Source organism: Janthinobacterium lividum (genome assembly GCF_034424625.1).
In the GTDB taxonomy this organism is placed as follows: domain Bacteria; phylum Pseudomonadota; class Gammaproteobacteria; order Burkholderiales; family Burkholderiaceae_D; genus Janthinobacterium; species Janthinobacterium lividum.
Map to the genome: position 1 here is coordinate 6,146,991 of NZ_CP139976.1, position 22,456 is coordinate 6,169,446.

Below are 22,456 nucleotides of genomic sequence, written 5' to 3' on the forward strand. Positions count from 1 at the left end.
TGGTGTAATAGTCGTTATACGACTGTACTGGCTCCAGGCAGGCATCATTTTCAACCACCCCGAAGGGATGCAGCTCACCCTTCGGGGATGCGCTGTGTCTCGTCGGAACAACTACACGAGGTTCAGCATGAAAGTAACCGCCAGCAGTCTTGCAGGTTCTGCGTCCTCGCACGTGCCAACTGAATGGGTCGCCATCAACTGGCGGCTCGTACAACGCAACGTGAGAGCCATGCAGCATCGATTAACGAAGGCTACGCAGGAAGGCGACTGGCGCAGGGCGAAAGCGCTGCAAAGGTGGCTAACCCACTCGTTCAGCGCGAAAGCGCTGGCAGTCAAACGAGTGACAGAGAATCAAGGCAAACGAACCGCAGGCGTGGACCAGCAGTTGTGGGACTCAGCAACGCAGAAGTTCGCTGCCATTGCGCAGTTGAAGAAACAAGGCTATCGGCCCCTGCCATTACGGAGGGTCTTTATTCCCAAGTCAAATGGAAAGATGCGCCCACTGGGCATCCCTACCATGCGGGACCGGGCGATGCAGGCACTTCACCTGTTGGCCTTGGATCCGGTCTTGGAAACGCTGAGTGATCCCAACTCATACGGGTTTCGCAAAAATCGCTCAACGGCCGATGCGATGTCGCAAATTTTTCTCCAGACCTGCCGGAAAGTATCGGCAACCTGGGTGTTAGATGCGGATATCGAAGGTTTTTTCGACAATATCAACCATCAATGGCTGGTCGACAATGTCTTCATGGATAAGTTGATCCTGTCTAAATGGCTGAAATCCGGGGTAGTTGACCGGAAGCAATTAATGGCAACCACAGCTGGAACGCCACAGGGCGGCATCATCAGCCCTGCCCTTGCGAATTGGACGTTGAACGGGCTGGAGACTGAACTGATTGCGCACCTCGGTGAGAAATTCGGCAAGTCAAAGGCAGGCAAGCTCAAAGTCGGTGTCGTGCGATATGCGGACGATTTTGTCGTTACCAGTGGATCGAAGGAATTGCTGGAGACGGAAATCAAACCTTGGATCGAAGCATTTCTTGCAGTCAGAGGATTGCGACTGTCCAGTGCCAAAACCAAGATCGTGCACATCGATGAGGGCTTCGACTTCCTGGGGTGGAACTTCCGAAAATATTCCGGGACACTGCTCATCAAGCCAAGTAAGAAGAACATGAAAGCGTTCTATGAAAAGCTGAGGAAGACGATCAGCGAAAACATCGGGGCGAAGCAGGAGAATCTCATTCGATTGCTGAACCCCATGCTGCGGGGCTGGGCGCAATATCACAGCCCTGTAGTCGCCAAAGAGGCGTTTTCGACGATGGAGTCGCTGCTGTACTGGCGGCTTCGTCGCTGGGCCATGCGCAGGCATCCGAAGAAAACCGACAGTTGGATACGCGACCGATACTGGCGCCCAACCGAGAGTGGAAATCGGATGTTTGCAGCGGACGTTGTCACAAAGAATGGCAATAAGGCCATGAAGGAACTGTACTCGTTACCAGGTACAGCGATTCTGCGTCACACGAAGATCAAGGGCGGCTATCACCCCTACGATCCGCAATGGGAACTGTACGGCGAAACCCTTCGGCAGGAACGCATGTTGAAAAACATGTCTTACCGGCGCGAGTGGGCCAAGCTCTACCTCGACCAACGTGGCTTGTGCGCTTTGTGTGGATACGAGATGAACATGGAAACCGGATGGCATGATCACCACATAGAACACCGTGTGGCAGCTGGTTCCGACGCCCTTGGAAATCGCGTATTATTGCACCCAAATTGCCATATAAATGTGCACGCAAACGATTTACACGTTGCGAAGCCGGTCCCTGCATAGGGACTTTTATTATGCTTGAGCCGTGTGCGGTGAAAGTCGCACGCACGGTTCTTAGGGGGGAGAGCTTCCAGCAATGGGGTTCTCCTACCCTCCGCACCATCAACCCGATTCCACAGGCCGCTTAATGTCATTCTCCCCCAATTCCTCCACCGCGCCGGCCTCCGCCGACGCTCGCCTGACCCTGTTGAAAGCCTGGTTGACCTCGCTTAACCTCGTCGCGCCCGAATCCGCCCGTCCCGCTTCCAGCGATGCCAGCTTCCGCCGCTACTACCGTCTCGATGTGCTGCCAGGCAATGCAACATTGCCAGGAAGCACACTGATTGCCATGGATGCGCCGCCCGAGCGTGAAAACGTGCCGGCCTTTGTCAAGGTGGCTGGCTTGCTGAAAGGCGCCGGCGTGTCCGTTCCCGAGATCATCGCGCAAGACCTGGAGAATGGCTTCCTGCTGCTCTCCGACCTGGGCACGACCACCTATCTCGACGCCCTGAACCACGATAACGCCAGCGTGCTGTACGCCGAAGCGCTCGAGTCGCTGATGAAAATCCAGCTGGCCAGCCAGCCCGATGTCTTGCCGGAATTCGACCGCGCCTTCATCCTGCGCGAAATGAATCTGTTCCCGGAATGGTTTATCGGCAAACACCTGGGCGCCACCTTGACGGATGTGCAACAGACCCAGCTGGACAAGGTTTTCGAAGCGATTACGGCGAATATCTTGTCGCAGCAGCAAGTGTTCATGCACCGCGACTACCATTCGCGCAATTTGATGCACATCAACGATGGTTCCATCCCCAATCCCGGCATCCTCGACTTCCAGGATGCCGTCTTCGGCCCTGTCACCTACGACATCGCCTCGCTGCTGCGCGACGCGTATATCCAGTGGGATGAAGAACTGGTGCTCGACTGGGTGATCCGCTACTGGCAGCGCGCCAAGCAGCTGGGCTTGCCAGTCAATCCCGATATCGACGCCTTCTACCGCGATTTCGAATTCACGGCCCTGCAGCGCCACCTGAAAATCCTCGGCCTGTTCGCGCGCCTGAATTACCGCGACGGCAAGGATCTGTACATGGGCGACCTGCCAACCGTGCTCGACTACGTGCGCAAGACGGCCAACCGCTATACGGAACTCAAGCCGCTGGTGCGTTTGTTGGACGCCCTCGAAAACAAGACGCCGCAGGTCGGCTATACGTTTTAGGCACTTTCCCGCTGCGCGGCATACCCGCGCAGCCGACTTACCGATACTGAAAACGAATCCCCATGAAAGCCATGATCTTTGCCGCAGGCCGCGGTGAACGGATGCGTCCGCTTACCGATACCTGTCCCAAACCGCTGCTGAAAGTACGCGGCCGTCCGCTGATCGTCTGGCATGTGCTGAACCTGGTGCGCGCCGGCATCACGGACATCGTCATCAACCATTCTCACCTGGGCCACCTGATCGAGGAAACCCTGGGCGACGGCAGCGCGTATGGCGCGCGCATCGCGTACTCGCCCGAGACCACGCCGCTGGAAACGGCGGGCGGCATCGCCCAGGCGCGCGACTTGCTGGGCGAGGAGCCATTTCTCGCCATTTCAGGCGACATCTATTGCCCCTACTTTGATTTCAAGCAAGTACTCGACGTGCTGGCCGACAAGGATGTGCTGGGCACGCCGTATCCGGCCGACCAGCGCGACATCGCCTGGACTTACCTGGTGCCCAATCCCGACTTCCACCCACAGGGCGACTTCGGCTTGACCTTGTTCGCGATCAACAATACGGACGACACCAAGTGGACCTTCGCCAATATCGGCGTGTACCGCCCTGAGATGTTCGACGGCATCGCGCCCGGCAGCCACGCCAAACTGGGCGATTTGCTGCGCCGGTACGCGGACCAGGGCCGCGTGGGCGGCGAAGTCTATCCGGGCGAGTGGACGAATGTGGGCACGCCGGCGCAGCTCGATGTGCTCAATGGCGTGGCAGCGAAGGCGCCGGCGGCATGATGGCCAACTACGCGGCACGGCGCGCGGCGTTGCTGGCGCAGATGCTGCCGGGCAGCGTGGCCATCCTCGCCACGGCGCCCGAAGTGCCGCGCAACAGCGATTGCGACTATCCGTATCGCCACGACAGCTATTTCTATTACCTGAGCGGCTTTACGGAACCCGATAGCGCCGTGGCCCTGGTGGCCGCCAGCGCCACGGCGCCGGCGCGCGCCATCCTGTTTTGCCGCGCAAAAAACACCGAACGCGAAATCTGGGACGGTTTCCGCCACGGCCCCGAGGCGGCGCGCGCCAGCTTCGGTTTTGACAGCGCCTTCCCCATCGAGGAACTCGACGTGGAAATGACGCGCCTGCTGGCCGACGTCCCCGCCATTTACTACGCGCTGGGCGGCAGCCTCGATGCGCAAGTCAAGGTCTGGCGGCACAACGTGCGGCAAAAGGCCCGCAGCGGCGTCACGGCGCCCGCCATCGCGCATGACATCAATGGCATGCTCGACGCCATGCGCTTGCTGAAAGACCCGGAAGAACAAGGCCTGATGCGCCGCGCGGCCGCCATTTCCAGCGCCGCCCACGTGCGCGCCATGCGCGCCACGCGGCCCGGCATGAACGAATACGCGCTGGAAGCGGAGCTGCTGTACGAATTCCGCCGCAGCGGCGCGCAGTTCCCCGCGTATTCCTCCATCGTGGCGGGCGGCGGCAACGCCTGCATCCTGCATTACAGCGCCAACAACGCCGTGCTGCAGGACGGCCAGTTGGTACTGATCGACGCCGGCTGCGAACTCGATGGCTATGCCTCCGACATCACGCGCACCTGGCCCGTCAACGGCCGTTTCAGCGGCCCGCAGCGGGCGCTGTATGAACTGGTGCTGGCGGCGCAACAGGCGTCGCTGGACATGGTGCGCCCCGGCTTGCCGCACAGCGCCATCCACGAGGCGGCCGTGCAGGTGCTGGCGCAGGGCATGCTGGACCTGGGTTTGCTGGACCGGCAGAAAAACGGCAGCGCGCAGGACGTCATCGCCGACAAGGCGTATATGCCCTTCTACATGCACGGCACCAGCCACTGGCTGGGCATGGACGTGCACGACGTGGGTGCCTACCGCGACACGGGTGCTCCGGGCAAGCCGTGGCGTCCGCTGGAAGCGGGCATGGTGCTGACGGTGGAACCGGGCATCTATGTGCGCCCCGGCGCGGGCGTGCCGGAACAGTTCTGGCACACCGGCATCCGCATCGAAGACGATGTGCTGGTCACGCCGCAAGGCCATGAAGTCTTCAGCACGGCGCCCAAGAGCGTCGCTGAAATCGAACAACTGATGTCACAGGATTAACTCCGCCGCATGCATACACCGTCCACTTTCGATCTCGCCATCTGCGGCGCCGGCCCCGTCGGCATGGCGCTGGCCGCCCTGCTGGTGCAGCGCGGCAGCCGCGCCGCCGGCATCGCCCTGCTCGACGCCAAATCCATCGAGCAAGCCAGGCGCGACCCGCGCACCATCGCCCTGTCGCACGGCAGCCGCCAGATTCTCGAGGAAGCGGGCGCCTGGCCCGTGGAGGCGACACCGATCCACCAGATTCACGTCTCGCGCCGCGGCCAGTTCGGGCGCAGCCTGATGGACCGCAGCGAGCATGGCGTCGAGGCGCTCGGCTATGTGGCCCGTTACGGCGCCGTCGTCAGCGCGCTGGCCGACGTATGCGAGCGCCTGGGCGTGGCCAGCCTGCGCCCGGCGCTGGTCACGGGCAGCGTGGAAGACGCCGACAGCGTCAGTGTGCAGCTGGAACAGGACGGCGCGGCGTCGAGCTTGCGCGCCGGCCTGCTGGTGCAAGCCGAAGGCGGCCTGTTCGGCCAGCAGCAGGAACGCGCCGTCAGCCGCGATTATGGCCAAAGCGCCATCATCGCCCATGTGCGCACAAATGCCCCCATCGCGCACCGCGCGTATGAGCGCTTCACAGACGAAGGCCCGCTGGCCCTGTTGCCGCAGGACGACGGCTACGCGCTGGTATGGTGCGTGCCGCCCACGCGCGCCGAACAATTGCTGGCCCTGGACGACGCTACCTTCCTGGCCCGCCTGGGCGCCGCCTTCGGCAGCCGCCTGGGACGCTTTACCCACACAACGTCGCGCCTGGCCTATCCGCTGGGCCTGAACGCGCAGGGAGGCGGCACGCCGCGCACGGTCGCCATCGGCAATGCGGCGCAAACCCTGCACCCGGTGGCCGGACAAGGCCTGAACCTGGGCTTGCGCGACGCCGCCGTGCTGGCCCGCGTGCTGGGGCAGGACAGCAGCCCGGCCGGACTGGAACGCTACGCCAGCCTGCGCCAGGCCGACCGGGGGCTGACCGTGCGCGTCACCGACACCATGGCGCGTATCTTCACGGGCAGCGCGCCCACGCAAGGCTTGCTGGGCCTGTCGCTGGGCCTGCTGGACGCCTTCAGCCCGGCGCGCAAGAGCCTGGCCGAGCTGATGATGTACGGCCGCCGCTAAGTCTTAGCAATAAGGAAAGGGCACGGGCGAAAAAGAAACAGGCGGGCGATCCGGCATGGAGTAAACGGCCCGCGGATGCGACAATGGCTGTCACCTGGCTTTTGGCGACCGTTCCATGACAGATGCACTCCCCGCAGCACCGCCTGCCGCTCTTCCCGAAGTCCTCTTTTCCCGCCTGCTGGAAGACGCCCTCGACGCCGTCATCATCATCGACGAGCAGTGCCGCATCCGCTATATCAATGGCGCCATGCAGGCACTGTCGGGCTATGCCAGCGGTGAATTGCTGGGCCAGACCCTGAACGGCCTGCTGCCCGACGCCGTCGGCGCGCAGCACGACAACCACGTGATCAACTACATCCGCAGCTCGCGCACTTCCAGCGTGCTGGGCAAGATACGCGAATTCGCCATCCGCCACCGCGACACGCAAATGATCCCCATCGAAATGAAGGCGCTGGACCTGGGCGTGGTCGACGGCATGCGCTATTTCGGCGCCTTTTTGCTCGACGTGCGCGAACGGCGCGAACTGGCGGCGAAAAACGCCAGCCTGCTGGCGCAGCTGGAACAGCAGGCGCTGCACGATGCGCTGACGTCGCTGCCCAACCGGCGCGCCTATGAAGCGCAGGCCGAGCAGGCGATGGCGCGCGCGGCGCGCAGCGGCGCCGCCCTGAGCGTGGGCGTGGCCGACCTCGACCACTTCAAGAAGATCAACGACCGCTATGGCCATGCCGTGGGCGACGCAGTGCTGCGCACGGTGGCGCAGGCGCTGCGCGACACGGGACGCATCACCGACGTGGCGGCGCGCCTCGGTGGCGAGGAGTTCGGCCTGCTCTTCCCCGACGCCAGCCTGCAGCAGGCACACCAGGTGGCCGAGCGCATCCGCGCCGCCGTGGCGGCGGCGGTCACCGTGCTGCCCGACGGCGGCGCGCTGCACGTCACCATCAGCATCGGCGTGGCGCCGCTGGTGCAGGGCGCCAGCCTGGACGCGGCCATATCGGATGCCGACAAGGCCCTGTATGTCGCCAAGCACCAGGGACGCAACCAGGTCGTCGCGGCAGCGGCCAGCCAATAAAAACGGCCCGCGCAAGGCGGGCCGTACGGTCGCTGCAAGCGGCGTTTATTCGATGGCTTTCAACATATCCTCGATCACCTTTTTCGCGTCGCCAAACACCATCATCGTGTTCGGCTGGTAGAACAGGTCGTTGTCCAGGCCCGCATAGCCGGACGCCATCGAGCGCTTGTTGACGATGATGCTCTTGGCTTTATACGCTTCCAGGATCGGCATGCCGGCGATCGGCGATTTCGGATCTTTCGCCGCCGGGTTGACCACGTCATTCGCGCCCAGCACCAGCACCACGTCCGTCTGGCCGAATTCGCCATTGATGTCTTCCATCTCGAAGACCTGGTCGTACGGCACTTCCGCTTCGGCCAGCAGCACGTTCATGTGGCCCGGCATGCGCCCCGCCACCGGGTGGATCGCATACTTGACGGTGACCCCCTTCTCGGTGAGTCTTTCCACCAGTTCCTTGAGCGAATGCTGCGCGCGCGCCACGGCCAGCCCGTAGCCGGGCACGATGATGACGGTTTCCGCATTGCCCATGATGAAGGCGGCGTCGTCGGCCGAACCCGATTTCACGGGCCGCTGCTCCTGCGCGCCCGCCGCGCCTGCGGCCGGCGCAGCGCCGCCGAAGCCGCCCAGGATGACGTTGAAGAACGAGCGGTTCATGGCCTTGCACATGATGTACGACAGGATCGCGCCCGAGGATCCCACGAGCGAACCGGCGATGATCAGCATCGAGTTATTCAGCGAAAACCCGATGCCGGCCGCGGCCCAGCCCGAGTAGCTGTTGAGCATCGACACCACCACCGGCATGTCGGCGCCGCCGATGGGAATGATGATCAGCACGCCCAGCGCAAAGGCGATGACGGCCATGACGATGAACGGCGTCCAGGCCGGCTCGACCCCATCGGCAAAGCAGAACACCAGGCCCAGCGCGATCATCACCAGCGCCAGCGCCAGGTTGAGCATGTGCTGGCCCTTGAAGCTCACGGGCGCGCCCTGGAACAGGCGGAACTTGTATTTGCCCGACAGCTTGCCGAAGGCGATCACCGAACCGGAGAACGTGATGGCGCCGACAAAGGTGCCGATGAACAGCTCGAAGCGGTTACCGATGGGCAGCGCCTGTCCATGCTCGGCGATATTGAAGGCCCATGGCTCGGATACGGCCGCCACGGCGATGCACACGGCGGCCAGGCCGATCAGCGAATGCATGGCCGCCACCAGTTCCGGCATCTTCGTCATTTCCACGGTTTTCGCCAGGTAGGCGCCGATGGCGCCGCCCGTGACGATGCCGATGATGACGAGGGTCAGGCCCATGCCGCCCGCTTGCTGTTCCTTCAGTTTCAGGATCAGCGCCACGGTGGTGACGGCGGCAATGGCCATGCCGCTCATGCCGAAGGCATTGCCGCGGCGCGCCGTCGAGGGCGACGACAGCCCTTTCAAGGCCTGGATGAAGCACACCGAGGCGATCAGGTACATCATCGTCACCAGGTTCATGGTGACGAAGCTCATGGCATGACTCATTCTTTTGCTCCTTGCTTGGCTTTCGGTTCTTTTTTACGGAACATCTCGAGCATGCGCTGCGTGACGAGGAAGCCGCCAAACACGTTGACGGCGGCCAGCGCCACGGCCAGGGTGCCGGCCGCCTGCGCCAGCGGGCCTTGCGTCAGGCCGGCCGCCAGCATGGCGCCGACGATGATGATGGCGGAAATGGCATTGGTGACGGCCATCAGCGGCGTATGCAATGCCGGCGTGACGGTCCAGACGACGTGGTAGCCGACATAAATGGCCAGCACGAAGATGATCAGGTTAATGATGGTGTGACTGATTTCCATGATGTTGTTCTCTCCGGCGCCGCGTTATTTACGTAAGATTTCACTGCCTGCACACACCAGGCTGGCCTTGATGATTTCATCCTCGCGGTCGATCAGCAATTGGTCGTCCTTGTCGATGATGAGCTTTAAGAAGTCCAGCACGTTGCGCGCATACAGGGCCGAGGCATCGGCCGCCACCAGGGTCGCCAGGTTCGGTTCGCCCACGATGTAGACGCCGTGTTTCAGCACGGTCTTGCCCAGTTCGGACAGGGGGCAGTTGCCGCCCTGCTCCACGGCCAGGTCGACGATGACGGAGCCCGGTTTCATGGCCTTTACCGTTTCTTCGGAAATGAGCACGGGCGCGGCGCGGCCGGGGATCAGCGCCGTGGTGATGATGATGTCGGCCAGTTTCGCCCGTTCGTGCACCAGTTCGGCCTGGCGCCGCATCCAGTCGGCCGGCATGGCGCGCGCATAGCCGCCCGAACCCTTGGCGATCTCTTTTTCTTCATCGGTGAGGAAAGGCACGTCGAGGAACTTGGCGCCCAGCGACTCCACTTGTTCCTTGACGGGCGGGCGCACGTCGGACGCCTCGATGACGGCGCCCAGGCGCTTGGCCGTGGCGATCGCCTGCAGCCCTGCCACGCCCACGCCCATGATCAGCACGCGGGCCGCCTTGACGGTGCCGGCTGCCGTCATCAGCATCGGCATGAAGCGCTGATAGGTATTCGCGGCCACCAGCACGGCCTTGTAGCCGGCGATATTCGCCTGCGACGACAGCACGTCCATCGACTGCGCGCGCGTGATGCGCGGCACGGCTTCCAGCGCGAAGGCGGACAGGCCGGCCGTGGCCATGGCGGCGATATTGTCCGCGTCAAACGGGTTCAACATGCCGATCAGCACCGTGCCGCTGGCCATCAGGGCCCGTTCCGCGGCATCGGGCGCGCGTACCTTGAGCACGATGGCGCAGCCATAGGCTTCCTGGGCGGTGCCGATCTGCGCGCCGGCGGCGGCATACGCGTCGTCGGGAATCGAGGCTTGCAAGCCCGCTCCCGACTGCACGACGATCTGATGTTTGGCTGCCAGCTTCTTGACTGTCTCGGGCGTTGCTGCCACCCGTGTTTCACCAGGCCGTGTTTCGGCCGGTATGCCTATCCTCATGATGCCTCCGCTAATTGATAAACTGACTAGAATCTAACACGGAAAGCAGCGCGTTAAACGTTTGTGAACCAGCAACTTTTAGTCGTACGACACTAATTTGACCAGCATCCCACGATTCGTTTCACCATGCGGCGCGGCGACCATATTGTGGGAAAGGTGTGTCAATCTCACCACAGTCGAGCACGTGTGCGCGCTTGTTTTGACCACAGGGAAAGCCTATATTAGCGGGCGTTTCCTGCCATCTTGCCGCCAATGCCCCCATGCTAGTGCGCTCCCCGGGAAAGACGTAAGTACCTCCCACCGCTATTTGCTAAAACGTTGTCATTTATCAATATGTCCGCGCAACAGAAGGCCGGCTTCAAACCGCGCGCGCAGAACAAGATAAAATGTCGGCTCTTTCAAGGATGGAATCATGCCGAGAATCTGGAAACCCTCTGTCACCGTTGCCGCCATCGTCGAGCGCGACGGCCTGTTTTTACTGATTGAAGAAGAGACCAGCGAAGGCATCAAGCTCAACCAGCCGGCCGGTCATCTCGATCCGTTCGAGTCGCTGGAGCAGGCGGTGATCCGCGAAACGCTGGAAGAAGCGGCCTACGATTTCATCCCCACGGCACTGGTCGGCATGTATATGTCGCGCTATCAGTCACTGCGCACGGGCGAGGACGTGACCTATTTGCGCTTCACCTTCTGCGGCACGGCCGGCGCCGAGCATGACCGCCCGCTGGACGAAGGCATCATCCGCACCCTGTGGATGACGCGCGACGAGCTGGCGGCGTGCCAGGAACGCCACCGCAGCCCGCTGGTGCTGCAGTGCGTGGACGAATACCTGGCCGGCCGGCGCGCGCCGCTGGCCCTGCTGCACACGCATGCGTCCGTTTTCAATAGCGCATAGCAATATTATTAAAGTAACTGGAAAGCAAGATGAGCAAGAAGAAAGTCGTTATCGGCATGTCGGGCGGGGTCGATTCCTCGGTCGCGGCATGGATGCTGAAGGAACAAGGCTATGAAGTCATCGGCCTGTTCATGAAAAACTGGGAAGATGACGACGATTCGGAATACTGCTCCACGCGCCAGGACTGGATCGACGCGGCCAGCGTGGCCGACGTCATCGGCGTCGATATCGAAGCCGTCAATTTCGCCTCCGAATACAAGGACCGCGTGTTCGCCGATTTCCTGCGCGAATACCAGGCCGGCCGCACGCCGAACCCGGACGTGCTGTGCAACGCCGAAATCAAGTTCAAGGCATTCCTCGACCATGCCATGACCCTGGGCGCCGACCTGATCGCCACCGGCCACTACGCGCGCGTGCGCCAGGCGCCCACCGATGCGGGCCGCTACGAGCTGCTGAAAGCCGTCGACGCCAGCAAGGACCAAAGCTACTTCCTGCACCGCCTGAACCAGGCGCAGTTGTCGAAGACCTTGTTCCCGCTCGGTGAAATCCCGAAGACGCAAGTGCGCCAGATCGCCGAGAAACTGGCCCTGCCGAACGCGCAGAAGAAGGATTCAACGGGCATCTGTTTTATTGGCGAACGCCCATTCCGCGAATTTTTGAACCGCTACCTGTCGTACAAGCCGGGCCCGATGAAGACGGCCGATGGCAAGACCGTGGGCGAACACGTGGGACTGAGTTTTTATACCCTGGGCCAGCGCAAGGGCATCGGCATCGGCGGCGTGAAGTCGTACCAGAATGCGGACGGCAGCAGCGACGCCTGGTATGTGGCGCGCAAGGATATCGCCAACAACACCCTGTGGGTGGTGCAAGGCCATGACCACCCGTGGCTGCTGTCGCCATCCCTGACGGCCGACCAGGCCAGCTGGGTTGCCGGTGTGGCGCCGCAAGCGGGCGCCTTGAGCGCCAAGACGCGCTACCGCCAGGCCGACGTGGCTTGCCAGCTGCTGCCGGATGGGAATGAACACTTCAGCCTGGCGTTTGACCAGGCGCAATGGGCCGTCACGCCCGGCCAGTCGGCCGTGCTGTATGACGGCGACGTGTGCCTCGGTGGCGGCATCATCGCCAGCGCCACCGGTTTGGCCGGTAGTTAGGAGTTGCCTTGCGCGGCAGCGGCAAGCGCCTGCTGCTGCTTGCGCACCATGGCAATCACAGTGTTGCGCACGGTTTTCAGGACCGTGTCGGCCATGAAGGGTTTCACGATGAAGCCCGACACGCCCATGGCGTGGGCGGCCTGCAGCGAAGCGGCATCGATGCCGCCCGAGACCATGAAAATGAGCGTCTTCGGATACTGTGAGCGGATGGTTTGCACCACGTTGGTCCCATCTTCCACCTGCTCGCGCGCGATGCACACGAAATGCGGGTGGTGCTTGACCAGCAGCGCCAGCCCCAGCGCGCTGGTATGCGTCTGCCCGCAGACATCGTAGCCGCCATCGGTCAGGACCGTGTTCAGCAGGCCGCGCGCCACGGCGCTGCTATCGATCAGGACTGTCTTTAACATCATGATTACTTCCCTTGCTTGATTTATTCCGTGTTCTGGCCAAAAGCGCTCTATTTTTCCCACACGAGCTTGTTCCAGGTCACGCCTAACGTGACATCCGTTTTCAGCGCCACTAACTTTCTTGAAAGATACAGTATTTCCCGCTCTTTTCGCAGGCTTTCGCCCAGCGCGCCGGGCAAAATGCCCGCGCCGGCCATCACGGCGTCGATATTGCCGTAGGCGCGCAACAGTTTCGCGCCCGTCTTCAGGCCGATCTTCGACACGCCGGGGATGCTGTCGGTGACGTCGCCCATCAGCGCCAGTAGGTCGGGCAGCAGTTCCGGCGGCACGCCGAACTTTTTCTCGACCCAGGCGTGGTCGTGCCAGACACCCTTGAAGTGATCCCATACCAGCGCGCCGTGGGCGATCAAGCCGTGCAAATCCTTGTCGGTGGTGGCGATGACGGCCGCGCCGCGCCCCTCGTGCAGCCAGCGCATGACGGCCGTGCCGATCACGTCGTCGGCTTCGACCTCGGGAATGCTGACCACGTGCATGCCGAAGCTGGCCAGCGTGGCGTAAAAGCCGGGCAAGGCGTCGCGCAGCACCTGCGGCATGGGCTGGCGCCCTTCGCGGTAGCCGGCATACAGGGCGTGACGCCAGGTCGGGCCGCCGAAGTCGAAGGCGGGCAGGATGTGCGTCGGCTCGTGGTCGTTGATGAGGGTGCGGAACGACGACAGCGCATGGCGCAGCGCGATCTCCGCCTTCAGGTCGGAGTCGGGTTCAGGACTGGCTTCGTAGACGCGGCGTACGATATTCAAGCCGTCGATAGCGAGGAGTCTGGCCATGCGGTAAGTGGATACTGGTTGAATCGGGCATTTTACCGTATGGTTCGCCGCACATCGGGCTTGAATGCCGCTTATTTGGCGAAATCGTAGGGTCCGCCACGCTCCAGCGCGCGCTGGTAGGCGGGCCGCGCATGGATGCGCTGCAGGAAGGCCGTCAGCTTCGGCAGGCGCTCGTCGAGTCCGCCGCGCATGGCCGCCGCTTCCAGCGGAAAGCTCATCTGGATGTCGGCTGCCGTGAATTCATTGCCGGCAAACCATTTGGTTTTCTCCAGCTCCGCTTCCATGTAGGCCAGCTGGCTGTTGATATTGGGCAGGATGAAGCTGCTCTTGACCTTGCCGGCGATGCCGCGCGCGATGGGTTTGACGAAAAACGGCATCGGCGACGATTCGACCTTGTCGAACACCAGCTTCATCAGCAGCGGCGGCATGGCCGAGCCTTCCGCGAAATGCAGCCAGTAGGTCCAGCGCAGCTTGTCCGGCGTGCCGGCCGCCGGGATCAAGCGGCCATTGCCATAGCGCTCGACCAGGTAGTCGATGATGGCGCCCGATTCGGCGATGGTGTTGGCGCCGTCCGTGATCACGGGCGACTTGCCCAGCGGATGCACGGCCTTCAGCGAGGCGGGCGCCAGCATGGTCTTCGGGTCGCGCTGGTAGCGCTTGACCTCATAGTCGAGGCCCAGTTCCTCGAGCAGCCAGAGCACGCGCTGCGAGCGCGAGTTGTTCAGATGGTGGACGACGATCATGGTTTTCCCGTTAGGCGATGGTTGAGTTCCAGTATAGCCGGGACGGCCGGATCGGGTCGGCACAAGCGGATCGGCGAAAAAATTGCGAAAAACAGTATTTTCAATTGATAACTTTTCAATATTCCCTTATCTTGTTTTGTTTCCAATAAGTAAGGAAACCCCTGTGGATTTCGACGCAAACAACACTCCTCCCCGACAAGAAGCCATCACCTTCAGCGCCACCGGCAGCGAATACTTCCGTATCTGGATCGTCAACCTGCTGCTGAGCATCGTCACCCTGGGCATTTATTCCGCCTGGGCCAAGGTGCGCCGCAACCGCTATTTCTATTCCAGCACCCACCTGGCGGGCAGCAGCTTCGAATACCACGGCAACGCCGTGGCCATCCTGAAAGGCCGCATCGCCGCCGTGGTGCTGATCGCCGGCTACAACATCGCCTTCCAGGTCTCGCCCGTCGTCGGCTTGCTGATGTTCGTGCTGCTGGCCGCCATCCTGCCCTGGCTGGTCTGGAAAAGCCTGCAATTCAAGCTGTACAACACCAGCTACCGCGGCATCCGCTTCGGCTTTGGCGGCAGCGCCAGGGAAGCCTACAAGTACTTCCTGTGGCTGCCCATCCTGAATACCTTCACGGGCGGCCTGATGACGCCTTTCCTGCACCAGCGCCTGAAGCGCTTCCAGCACACGCAAAGCCGTTTCGGCGCCACCCATTTCAGCTTTGACGCCACGGTCGGCAGCTTCTACAAAACCTATTTGCTGTTCTTCGCGCTGCTGCTGGGCGGCTTGCTGGTGCTGATTTTCGTCGTCTTCGGCAGCGTGTTCGCCTCGTTTGCGGCCAATGCGAATGACAAGACCAAGGTTGGCAGCCTGCTGTTTGCCATCGGCGCCCTGTACCTGTGGGCATTCACCGTGCTGCCGCTGTTCCTGACCATGATCCAGAACCTGATCTGGAACCATACGCGCTTGCAGCAGCACCAGTTCCAGTCGCAGCTGACATGGGGCCGCACCACCTTCGTCATGCTGAGCAACCTGCTGGGTATCGTCGTCACCCTGGGCCTGTTTACGCCATTCGCCCATGTGCGCTGGCTGAAATACCGCCTGGAAGCGACCTCCATGCTGGTGCACGGCAGCCTGGACGAGTTTGTCGCCGCCACGGGCCAGCAAGTGTCGGCCACGGGCGAAGGCATGGTCGACCTGCTGGACTTCGACCTGTCGCTGTAGCATGACGCTCGATCACGACGCGCCGGGCGCGGCCCCCGTGCCCGCGCGCTATTTCGACGGCCAGACCTCGCGCCTGTACCACGTCACGCTCAGCGTGCGCGATGGCATGGCCGTGCTGGCCGGCGACATCGAGCGCAGCTGCCCGCTGGACGAGCTGCATGTATCCGAACGCAGCAGCCATGCCGTGCGCAAGGTCAGTTTTGCCGATGGCGCCTACCTGGAAATCGCCGACCAGGCGGCCTTCAACAGCCTGCTGCACGATACGGGCCACCGCGACGGCTGGGTGGTGCGGCTGCAGCAAAGCTGGCGCGGCGCCCTGCTGGCCACCGTGGCCACCATCGTGGCCCTGTGGCTCAGCTATCAATACCTGCTGCCGCTGGCGGCCAAGGGCATCGCGTATGCCCTGCCGCAGTCGGTCGAACGGCAGCTGGGCCAGGGCGTGCTCGATATGCTGGACCGCCATGTATTCGCGCCCAGCCAGCTCGATGGCGCGCGCCAGCAAGCCTTGCGGGCCCAGTTCGCGCGCCTGGCCACGCCCGGCAACAGCACGCCCGCGCACCGCATCGTGTTTCGCAAGAGCAAGATCGGCCCGAACGCGTTTGCCCTGCCGTCCGGCGACATCGTGCTGACGGACGAAATGATCGAACTGCTGCCGGACGACCAGGCCATCATGGGCGTGCTGGCGCACGAGCTGGGGCACCTGCAGCAGCGCCACCTGACGCGGCGCATCATCCAGACCTCGGCCGTGGGCGCCGGCGCGGCGCTGCTGTTCGGCGACGTCTCGACGGTGGTGGCCACCCTGCCGCCGCTGCTGCTGGACTTGAAGTATTCGCGCGATGTCGAACGCGATGCAGACGACTACGCGATCGCCATGCTGCGCCAGAACGGCATACCCCTGGAACACCTGGCGCAAGTATTTGTCGCCCTGGGCAAGCTGGACCACGGCACGCCGTACCTGTCGAGCCATCCGGCCAGCACTGAACGGGTCGAGCGCATCCGCGCCGCACAGCGGTGAACACCTGACCAAACCTACTGCGCGTCGCGCTTTGCGGCCGGCGATGCTCACCGTACTAAAGTACGGTTGCGCTTCTCGGCCACAAATCGCTGCCGCTCGCTACGGTTTTGTCAGGTGTCGCACGTATGGATAGCGTCACTCTGACAGTACACTTTGCCAGTCAGCAAGATCTACAAATCACCGGTACACTCAGCAATATCAGTCTGACTTCCCCGGAGTGCCCATGCACCTAGTACCATTTCGCTACCTGACCTTCATTGCGACGGCAGCCATCTTTGTCCTGTCCCTGTTTTACTACGATCATTACTGGCTGCCCGTGCTGGCCGGTGCGCTGACCCTGGTCGGCATCAGCGACCTGCTGCAAACCAAGCGCGCCCTGCGCCGCAACTACCCCATCCTCGCCCACTTCCGCTTCTTTTTTGAGAGCATCCGCCCCGAAATCCGCCAGTATTTCCTGGAAAGCGACAGCGAAGCGACGCCGTTCTCGCGCAGCCAGCGCAGCATCGTCTACCAGCGCGCCAAGGAGCAGACGGACAAGCGCCCGTTCGGCACCCAGCTCGACGTGTACGAAGCAGGCTATGAATGGATCAACCATTCCATCGCCCCCGCCAAGGTGACGGGCCACGACTTCCGCATCGAGATCGGCAACCATCCGGACTGCCCGCGTGCGAAACCGTATTCGGCCAGCGTCTTCAATATCTCGGCGATGAGCTTTGGCGCCCTGTCGGCCAATGCCATCCTGGCCCTGAACGGCGGCGCGCGCAGCGGCGGCTTCATGCACGACACGGGCGAAGGCAGCATCAGTCCTTATCACCGCGAAAACGGCGGCGACCTGGTATGGGAAATCGGCTCCGGCTACTTCGGCTGCCGCAACCAGGACGGCACGTTTTCGGAAGAGCGCTTCATCGCCAACGCCAGCTCGGAGCAGGTGAAAATGATCGAGCTGAAAATGTCGCAGGGCGCCAAGCCGGGCCACGGCGGCGTGCTGCCCGGGCCGAAAGTGACCATCGAGATCGCCACCACGCGCGGCGTGATGGTGGGCGAAGACTGCGTCTCGCCGGCCGCGCACAGCGCCTTTTCCACACCGTTGGAAATGCTGCACTTTATCGACCGCCTGCGCACGCTCTCCGGCGGCAAGCCGACGGGCTTCAAGCTGGCCATCGGCCACCCGTGGGAATTTTTCGCCATCGTCAAAGCCATGCTGGAAACGGGCATCACGCCCGACTTCATCGTCGTCGACGGCAGCGAAGGCGGCACGGGCGCGGCGCCCCTGGAATTCACTGACCACGTGGGCACGCCGCTGCAGGAAGCGCTGGTGCTCGTGCATAACACCCTGGTGGGCGCCAATCTGCGCGAGCGGATCAAGATCGGCTGCTCGGGCAAGATCATCACGGCCTTCGACATCGCCCGCCTGCTGGCGCTGGGCGCCGACTGGTGCAATTCGGCGCGCGGCTTCATGTTCGCACTGGGCTGCATCCAGTCGCAAAGCTGCCACACGGACCGCTGCCCCACGGGCGTGGCCACGCAAGACCCGCAGCGCCAGCGCGCGCTGGTGGTATCCGACAAGATCGCCCGCGTGGCGCACTTCCACCAGAACACCATGAAGGCGCTGGCCGAGCTGATCGCCGCCGCCGGCCTCGCGCATCCGCAGGAACTGCGCCCGCACCACCTGGTGCGCCGCATCTCGCCGAACCAGGTGAAACTGGCGTCGGCCCTGCTGCCCTTCCTGGAAGCGGGCCAGCTGCTCGACCCGAGCCAGCTGCCGCAACTGCCGCCCGTATTCGGCCTGTACTGGCCCATGGCGCAATCGGCATCGTTCCAGCGCCTGGATTAAAGCCGGCATTGCGCAAGTGGAGCAATACCACTTAATAACCACTTGCGCAAAAACCCAAATCCAATACAATACCAAAATAAGTACAAAACCAAGGCAGCTTGTCCGGTGACCGCCACGATGCGCCACCACGGTGCCAGAATACGTATGCCGTCGTCACAATACATACCGGAGGAGTTGCAGCATGGAGCAGGGTTTGCGCGAGAAAGTAGGACAGTTGTTCATGGTGGGTTTCGACGCCCTGCAGGCGGACGAGCATATCAAGACCTTGATACGCGACAAGAAGGTGGGCGGCGTGATCCTGTTCCGCCGCAACGTGCACACGCCCGCGCAAGTGTCCGCCCTGTGCCGCGAGCTGCAGGAGATCAATGCGGAAGTGTCCGACATTCCGCTGCTGATCTCCATCGACCAGGAAGGCGGCATGGTCATGCGCATCGAGCAGGGCGTCACGCCGATTCCCGCCGCGATGGCCTTCCAGGCGGCCGGCTCCATCGACGACTGCGAACGCATGAACCAGATCAGCGGCGATGAAATGCGCCAGGTGGGCATCAACATGCTGCTCGCCCCCGTGCTGGACGTCAACAACAACCGCAACAACCCCGTCATCGGCGTGCGCGCGTATGGCGAGGATGCATCCACCGTCATCGACTACGGCATGGCGGCCATGCGCGGCCAGCGCGCCAGCGGCGTGGCCGTCACCGCCAAGCACTTCCCCGGCCACGGCGACACGGCCATCGACACGCACTACGCCATGGCCCTCGTCCCGCACGACAAGGAACGCCTGCGCGCCGTGGAGCTGGCGCCCTTCCGCGCGGCGATTGCTGGCGGCGTCGACGCCATCATGACGGCGCACGTGGTCTTCCCCGCCTTCGAGGCCGACACCAGCGTACCAGCCACCCTGTCGAAAGGCGTGCTGACGGACCTGCTGCGCGGTGAAATGGGCTACAAGGGCGTCGTCATCACCGACTGCCTGGAAATGGCGGCCATCGCCGACGGCATCGGCATCGCCCAGGGCGCCATCGCTACCCTGCAGGCAGGCGCCGACATCGTCCTCATCTCGCACCGCGAAGCGCAGCAGACGGCCGCCATCGACGCCGTCATCGCCGCCGTGGAGCGCGGCGACATTGCGCTCTCCCGCATCGATGCCGCTTGTGCCCGCGTGGCTGAACTCAAACGCAACCGCGCCGTGCGCGACTGGCGCACCCGCCCCGTCACGCCTCCGGCGCTGATGCAGCCAGCCGCCATGGCCCTGTCGCAGCTGCTGCAAAAGGCCGCCTTGCGCGTGCAGGGCGACTACCGCCCGCTCGACGCCAGCCTGCCCGTGACCCTGCTGACGGTGGAAGTGCGCTCGCGCAGCGAAATCGACGAAGTGGCGCTGGGCCGCAACAAGGAAGCGCGCAGCTCGATGCTGCCGGCGCTGCTGGAAGCGGGCCTGGACGTGCGCGAGTACGCCTTGTCGGCCGAAGCGCTGGACGACGAAGTCAACGATGCCATCGCCTTTGCGCAAGGCGCGCAACAGATCGTGCTGCAAACGTATAACGCCATGTTCGTCGACGGCCAGCGCCGCCTGGTCGAGGCCCTGCCGCACGATAAACTGTGGCTGGTGGCGGGCCGTTTGCCCTACGACTTGGACCTGGCGCCCAAGGCGCAAGGCCGCCTGGCCGCCTTCGGCTGCCGCCCGGCCGCGCTGGTGCCCGTGGTGGAAAAACTGGCGGGCAAGGCGTAAAGCCACGCCGCCATCCTGCACATGCCGGGCCTTGCCCGGCATTTTTTATGCCGCGTCGCAATCGAAGCGCACGCCCGTCATCTGTTCGCTCAGCGTCCATAGCCGGCGCGCCTGCCCTGGATCGATGGCCCAGCGCCGCACGCCCGGCCCCGTGCTGTCGTCCGGCATCAGGGCGGCGATGTCGCAATCCTCGCAATACACGCCGCCAATACCCTCGAGCTGCGCGCTGGTGGCACACCAGACGGCCGTGGCAGCGCCCTGCGCCACACTCTTGAAACCCGATTGCGGCGGCGGATTCACCTTGCCTGCGTCGTCCAGCGCGCCCACGCGGCGAAAATCGTCAATATCCAGGTGGCGCACCAGCGGCGTCAGGATGGCGCCCGGATGCAGCGAGAAGGCGCGCACGCCGTGCGCCGCGGCACGCCGGTCCAGCTCCACGGCAAACAAGGCGTTGGCGCTTTTCGACTGCGCATACGCGCGCCATTTGTCGTACGGCTGGCGCAGAAAATGCGGGTCGTCCAGGTCGACGCCCGCCTGCCGGTGCCCCAGCGACGACACGCACACCACGCGCGCGCCCTGCGCCTGCCGCAAGGCGGGCCACAGGCGCGCCGTCAGCTGGAAATGCCCCAGGTGATTCGTCGCGAACTGCGCCTCGTAGCCGCGCGCATCGCGCAGCAAGGGCGTGGCCATGATGCCGGCGCCGTTCACCAGCAGATGCAGGGTGCGGCCCGTGGCAAGGAAGGCGGCCGCGAATGCGTCGATCGATTGCGGATCGAGCAGGTCGAGCGCCGCGACCTCCACGCCAGCCATGCCGGCCAGGGCCGCTTGCGCCTGATGCTGGTCGCGCGCCGGCACCAGCACCCTGGCGCCGGCGCCAGCCAGTACGCGCACCGTTTCCAGCCCCAGGCCCGACGCGCCGCCCGTGACGATGGCCTGCACGCCGGACAGGTCGCGGCCGGCCAGCACCTCGCTGGCGGTCGTGGCCGCGCCGAAGCCGGAATGAAGGGGAATTTGCCTGTGATCGCCGTATGTCATGTCTGCCTCTGCATGTGGGTGGCCAGCGCGGGATGGCTGGCGACATGCTTATTTTGCGCGAGCTGTTCTGGACGGTGAATGGCGTAAAATCTTCAATACTATCGCCATCGTCCAGAATTGCCGCCACCATGGATTTGCTCTCCGATGTACTCTCGCTGTTTGATACGCGCAGCTCCTACTTTGCCGGCCTGAAGGCGGGCGGCGAGTGGGCCATCGACTTTCCGCCGCCGGACGGCATCAAGTTCAACGCCGTGATCGAAGGCGCTTGCTGGCTGACGGTCGCGGGCATCGACGCTCCCATGCCGCTGCAGACGGGCGACTGCTTCCTGCTGGCGCCGGGACGCGCGTTCACCCTGGCCAGCACGCCCGGCTTGCCGGCCGCGCCAGCGCTGGAAGTGTACCGGCACACGCAACAGGGCGTGGCCCGCCACGGCGCGCCGCAGCACGATTTCTTCCTCATCGGCGGACGCTTCCACTTTGGCGACGAAGCGGCCATCCTGCTCGACTGCCTGCCGCCGCTGCTGCACGTGCGCGGCGATACGGACCAGGCCAGCGTGCTGCACTGGGCATTGCAACGGCTGGCACAGGAACTGCAGGCGACGGCGCCCGGCGCGGCACTGATGACGCGCCACCTTGGTCACATGATGCTGTTGCAAATGCTGCGCCAGTATCTTGAAGCGCAGGCCTCGCACCCGGTGGGCTGGCTGTTCGCGCTGGCCGATCCACGGCTGCGCGCCGCCATCGAGGCCATGCACGCGCAACCGGCGCGGCGCTGGACCTTGTCGCAGCTGGCCGCCGTCGCGGGGCAGTCGCGCTCCGCCTTTGCCTTGCACTTCAAGAAGCGGGTGGGCGTGACGCCGCTCGACTACCTGCTGCGCTGGCGCATGCGCCTGGCCACGCGGCGCCTGAAGGGCGGCAGCGCACCCATCACCTTGATCGCACAGGCACTGGGCTACGATTCCGACAGCGCCTTCAGCCACGCCTTCAAGCGCGTCATGGCCTGCTCGCCGCGCCAGTACCGGCTGCGCCACGCGGGCGGGCAGGCGTAAAAAAACCCGCGCTTGCGGGTTTTAATAGTACAAGGTCAGCGCGCCGGCACGGGCGGCAAGGCTGCCACCGCCAGCAAGGCAAACGGTCCGAGGAACAGGCCGATGCCGAACCAGAGTCCCCCGTGGCGGCCGCGCCGGCTGGCCAGCAGCCAGGTGGCGACCGCAAACAAAAACATGAAGATCAACAGTATCGCCATTGCCACTCCTTGCCATGCGGAAAGCCCAGTGTAGCCCACGGGCGGGCCCATGGCTACACTGA

At 63.5% G+C, this 22,456-nt stretch carries 21 protein-coding genes; 13 read left to right on the forward strand and 8 right to left on the reverse strand.

Annotation, left to right across the window (positions count from 1 at the left end; genetic code table 11):
- The first annotated feature begins 127 nt into the window (after positions 1-127).
- From ltrA to U0004_RS27810, 6 genes are all read left to right on the forward strand, one after another.
- The gene (ltrA, locus tag U0004_RS27785; RefSeq protein ID WP_070254882.1) at positions 128-1,831 is read left to right on the forward strand and encodes a group II intron reverse transcriptase/maturase; all 1,704 of its coding nucleotides are present in this window, start codon (positions 128-130) and stop codon (positions 1,829-1,831) included.
- A gap of 124 nt (positions 1,832-1,955) precedes the next feature.
- A complete protein-coding gene (locus U0004_RS27790) occupies positions 1,956-3,023 on the forward strand; it encodes an aminoglycoside phosphotransferase family protein (RefSeq protein ID WP_034778830.1) in 1,068 nt (355 codons plus the stop codon).
- A gap of 62 nt (positions 3,024-3,085) precedes the next feature.
- Positions 3,086-3,805 (forward strand): N-acetylmuramate alpha-1-phosphate uridylyltransferase MurU, encoded by a 720-nt coding sequence (murU, locus tag U0004_RS27795; RefSeq protein WP_070254726.1) that lies wholly within the window; start codon positions 3,086-3,088, stop codon positions 3,803-3,805.
- Positions 3,805-5,127: an aminopeptidase P N-terminal domain-containing protein gene (locus U0004_RS27800; RefSeq protein WP_070254885.1), complete on the forward strand. Its 1,323-nt coding sequence runs from the start codon at positions 3,805-3,807 to the stop codon at positions 5,125-5,127. Before murU ends, U0004_RS27800 begins: the two co-directional genes overlap by 1 nt.
- Before the next feature lie 9 nt (positions 5,128-5,136).
- Positions 5,137-6,279, forward strand: a complete 1,143-nt coding sequence (locus tag U0004_RS27805; RefSeq protein WP_070254727.1) for an FAD-dependent monooxygenase — start codon at positions 5,137-5,139, stop codon at positions 6,277-6,279.
- A 115-nt stretch (positions 6,280-6,394) separates the two neighbouring features.
- Entirely contained in the window at positions 6,395-7,348 is a 954-nt protein-coding gene (locus U0004_RS27810) for a GGDEF domain-containing protein (RefSeq protein ID WP_034778836.1), read from the forward strand.
- 45 nt (positions 7,349-7,393) lie between these two features.
- Here the strand turns inward: U0004_RS27810 and U0004_RS27815 are convergent, their stop codons facing one another.
- From U0004_RS27815 to U0004_RS27825, 3 genes are read right to left on the reverse strand one after another with little or no spacing between them, the layout of a single operon-like run.
- A complete protein-coding gene (locus tag U0004_RS27815; protein ID WP_070254728.1) occupies positions 7,394-8,848 on the reverse strand; it encodes an NAD(P)(+) transhydrogenase (Re/Si-specific) subunit beta in 1,455 nt (484 codons plus the stop codon).
- An 8-nt stretch (positions 8,849-8,856) separates the two neighbouring features.
- Positions 8,857-9,171 carry an NAD(P) transhydrogenase subunit alpha part 2 gene (locus tag U0004_RS27820; RefSeq protein WP_034778841.1) on the reverse strand — a complete coding sequence of 105 codons (315 nt, stop codon included), beginning with the start codon at positions 9,169-9,171 and terminating at the stop codon, positions 8,857-8,859.
- 24 nt (positions 9,172-9,195) lie between these two features.
- Positions 9,196-10,308: a Re/Si-specific NAD(P)(+) transhydrogenase subunit alpha gene (locus U0004_RS27825; protein ID WP_034778843.1), complete on the reverse strand. Its 1,113-nt coding sequence runs from the start codon at positions 10,306-10,308 to the stop codon at positions 9,196-9,198.
- A gap of 412 nt (positions 10,309-10,720) precedes the next feature.
- On the opposite strand from U0004_RS27825, the gene U0004_RS27830 reads away from it, so the two are divergent.
- Both U0004_RS27830 and mnmA read left to right on the forward strand, forming a co-directional pair.
- Positions 10,721-11,200, forward strand: coding sequence for an NUDIX hydrolase (locus U0004_RS27830; protein ID WP_010401817.1), 480 nt, complete (start codon positions 10,721-10,723; stop codon positions 11,198-11,200).
- A gap of 29 nt (positions 11,201-11,229) precedes the next feature.
- The gene (mnmA, locus tag U0004_RS27835; protein ID WP_034778847.1) at positions 11,230-12,351 is read left to right on the forward strand and encodes a tRNA 2-thiouridine(34) synthase MnmA; all 1,122 of its coding nucleotides are present in this window, start codon (positions 11,230-11,232) and stop codon (positions 12,349-12,351) included.
- Here mnmA and U0004_RS27840 read toward each other — a convergent pair.
- From U0004_RS27840 to U0004_RS27850, 3 genes are all read right to left on the reverse strand, one after another.
- On the reverse strand, positions 12,348-12,758 hold the full coding sequence (locus U0004_RS27840) for a response regulator (protein WP_070254887.1): 411 nt from the start codon (positions 12,756-12,758) through the stop codon (positions 12,348-12,350). The two genes, mnmA and U0004_RS27840, sit on opposite strands and share 4 nt — an antisense overlap.
- A 50-nt stretch (positions 12,759-12,808) precedes the next feature.
- Positions 12,809-13,582: a 5'-3' exonuclease gene (locus tag U0004_RS27845; RefSeq protein ID WP_034778849.1), complete on the reverse strand. Its 774-nt coding sequence runs from the start codon at positions 13,580-13,582 to the stop codon at positions 12,809-12,811.
- Between the two features lie 71 nt (positions 13,583-13,653).
- The gene (locus U0004_RS27850) at positions 13,654-14,325 is read right to left on the reverse strand and encodes a glutathione S-transferase (protein WP_070254729.1); all 672 of its coding nucleotides are present in this window, start codon (positions 14,323-14,325) and stop codon (positions 13,654-13,656) included.
- A gap of 163 nt (positions 14,326-14,488) precedes the next feature.
- On the opposite strand from U0004_RS27850, the gene U0004_RS27855 reads away from it, so the two are divergent.
- From U0004_RS27855 to nagZ, 4 genes are all read left to right on the forward strand, one after another.
- A complete protein-coding gene (locus tag U0004_RS27855; RefSeq protein WP_034778854.1) occupies positions 14,489-15,541 on the forward strand; it encodes a YjgN family protein in 1,053 nt (350 codons plus the stop codon).
- 1 nt (position 15,542) lies between these two features.
- The gene (locus U0004_RS27860) at positions 15,543-16,556 is read left to right on the forward strand and encodes a M48 family metallopeptidase (RefSeq protein WP_070254730.1); all 1,014 of its coding nucleotides are present in this window, start codon (positions 15,543-15,545) and stop codon (positions 16,554-16,556) included.
- A 223-nt stretch (positions 16,557-16,779) separates the two neighbouring features.
- Positions 16,780-18,390 (forward strand): FMN-binding glutamate synthase family protein, encoded by a 1,611-nt coding sequence (locus tag U0004_RS27865; RefSeq protein ID WP_070254731.1) that lies wholly within the window; start codon positions 16,780-16,782, stop codon positions 18,388-18,390.
- Positions 18,391-18,571: 181 nt separating this feature from the next.
- Positions 18,572-20,113: a beta-N-acetylhexosaminidase gene (gene nagZ, locus U0004_RS27870; protein ID WP_070254732.1), complete on the forward strand. Its 1,542-nt coding sequence runs from the start codon at positions 18,572-18,574 to the stop codon at positions 20,111-20,113.
- A gap of 45 nt (positions 20,114-20,158) precedes the next feature.
- Here nagZ and U0004_RS27875 read toward each other — a convergent pair whose 3' ends face one another.
- Positions 20,159-21,148, reverse strand: a complete 990-nt coding sequence (locus U0004_RS27875) for an oxidoreductase (protein WP_070254733.1) — start codon at positions 21,146-21,148, stop codon at positions 20,159-20,161.
- 128 nt (positions 21,149-21,276) lie between these two features.
- Here U0004_RS27875 and U0004_RS27880 point away from each other — a divergent pair, with 128 nt between their 5' ends.
- Positions 21,277-22,197, forward strand: coding sequence for an AraC family transcriptional regulator (locus U0004_RS27880; protein ID WP_070254734.1), 921 nt, complete (start codon positions 21,277-21,279; stop codon positions 22,195-22,197).
- Between the two features lie 35 nt (positions 22,198-22,232).
- Here the strand turns inward: U0004_RS27880 and U0004_RS27885 are convergent, their stop codons facing one another.
- Positions 22,233-22,394 (reverse strand): hypothetical protein, encoded by a 162-nt coding sequence (locus U0004_RS27885; protein WP_161784184.1) that lies wholly within the window; start codon positions 22,392-22,394, stop codon positions 22,233-22,235.
- Positions 22,395-22,456 lie beyond the last annotated feature (62 nt).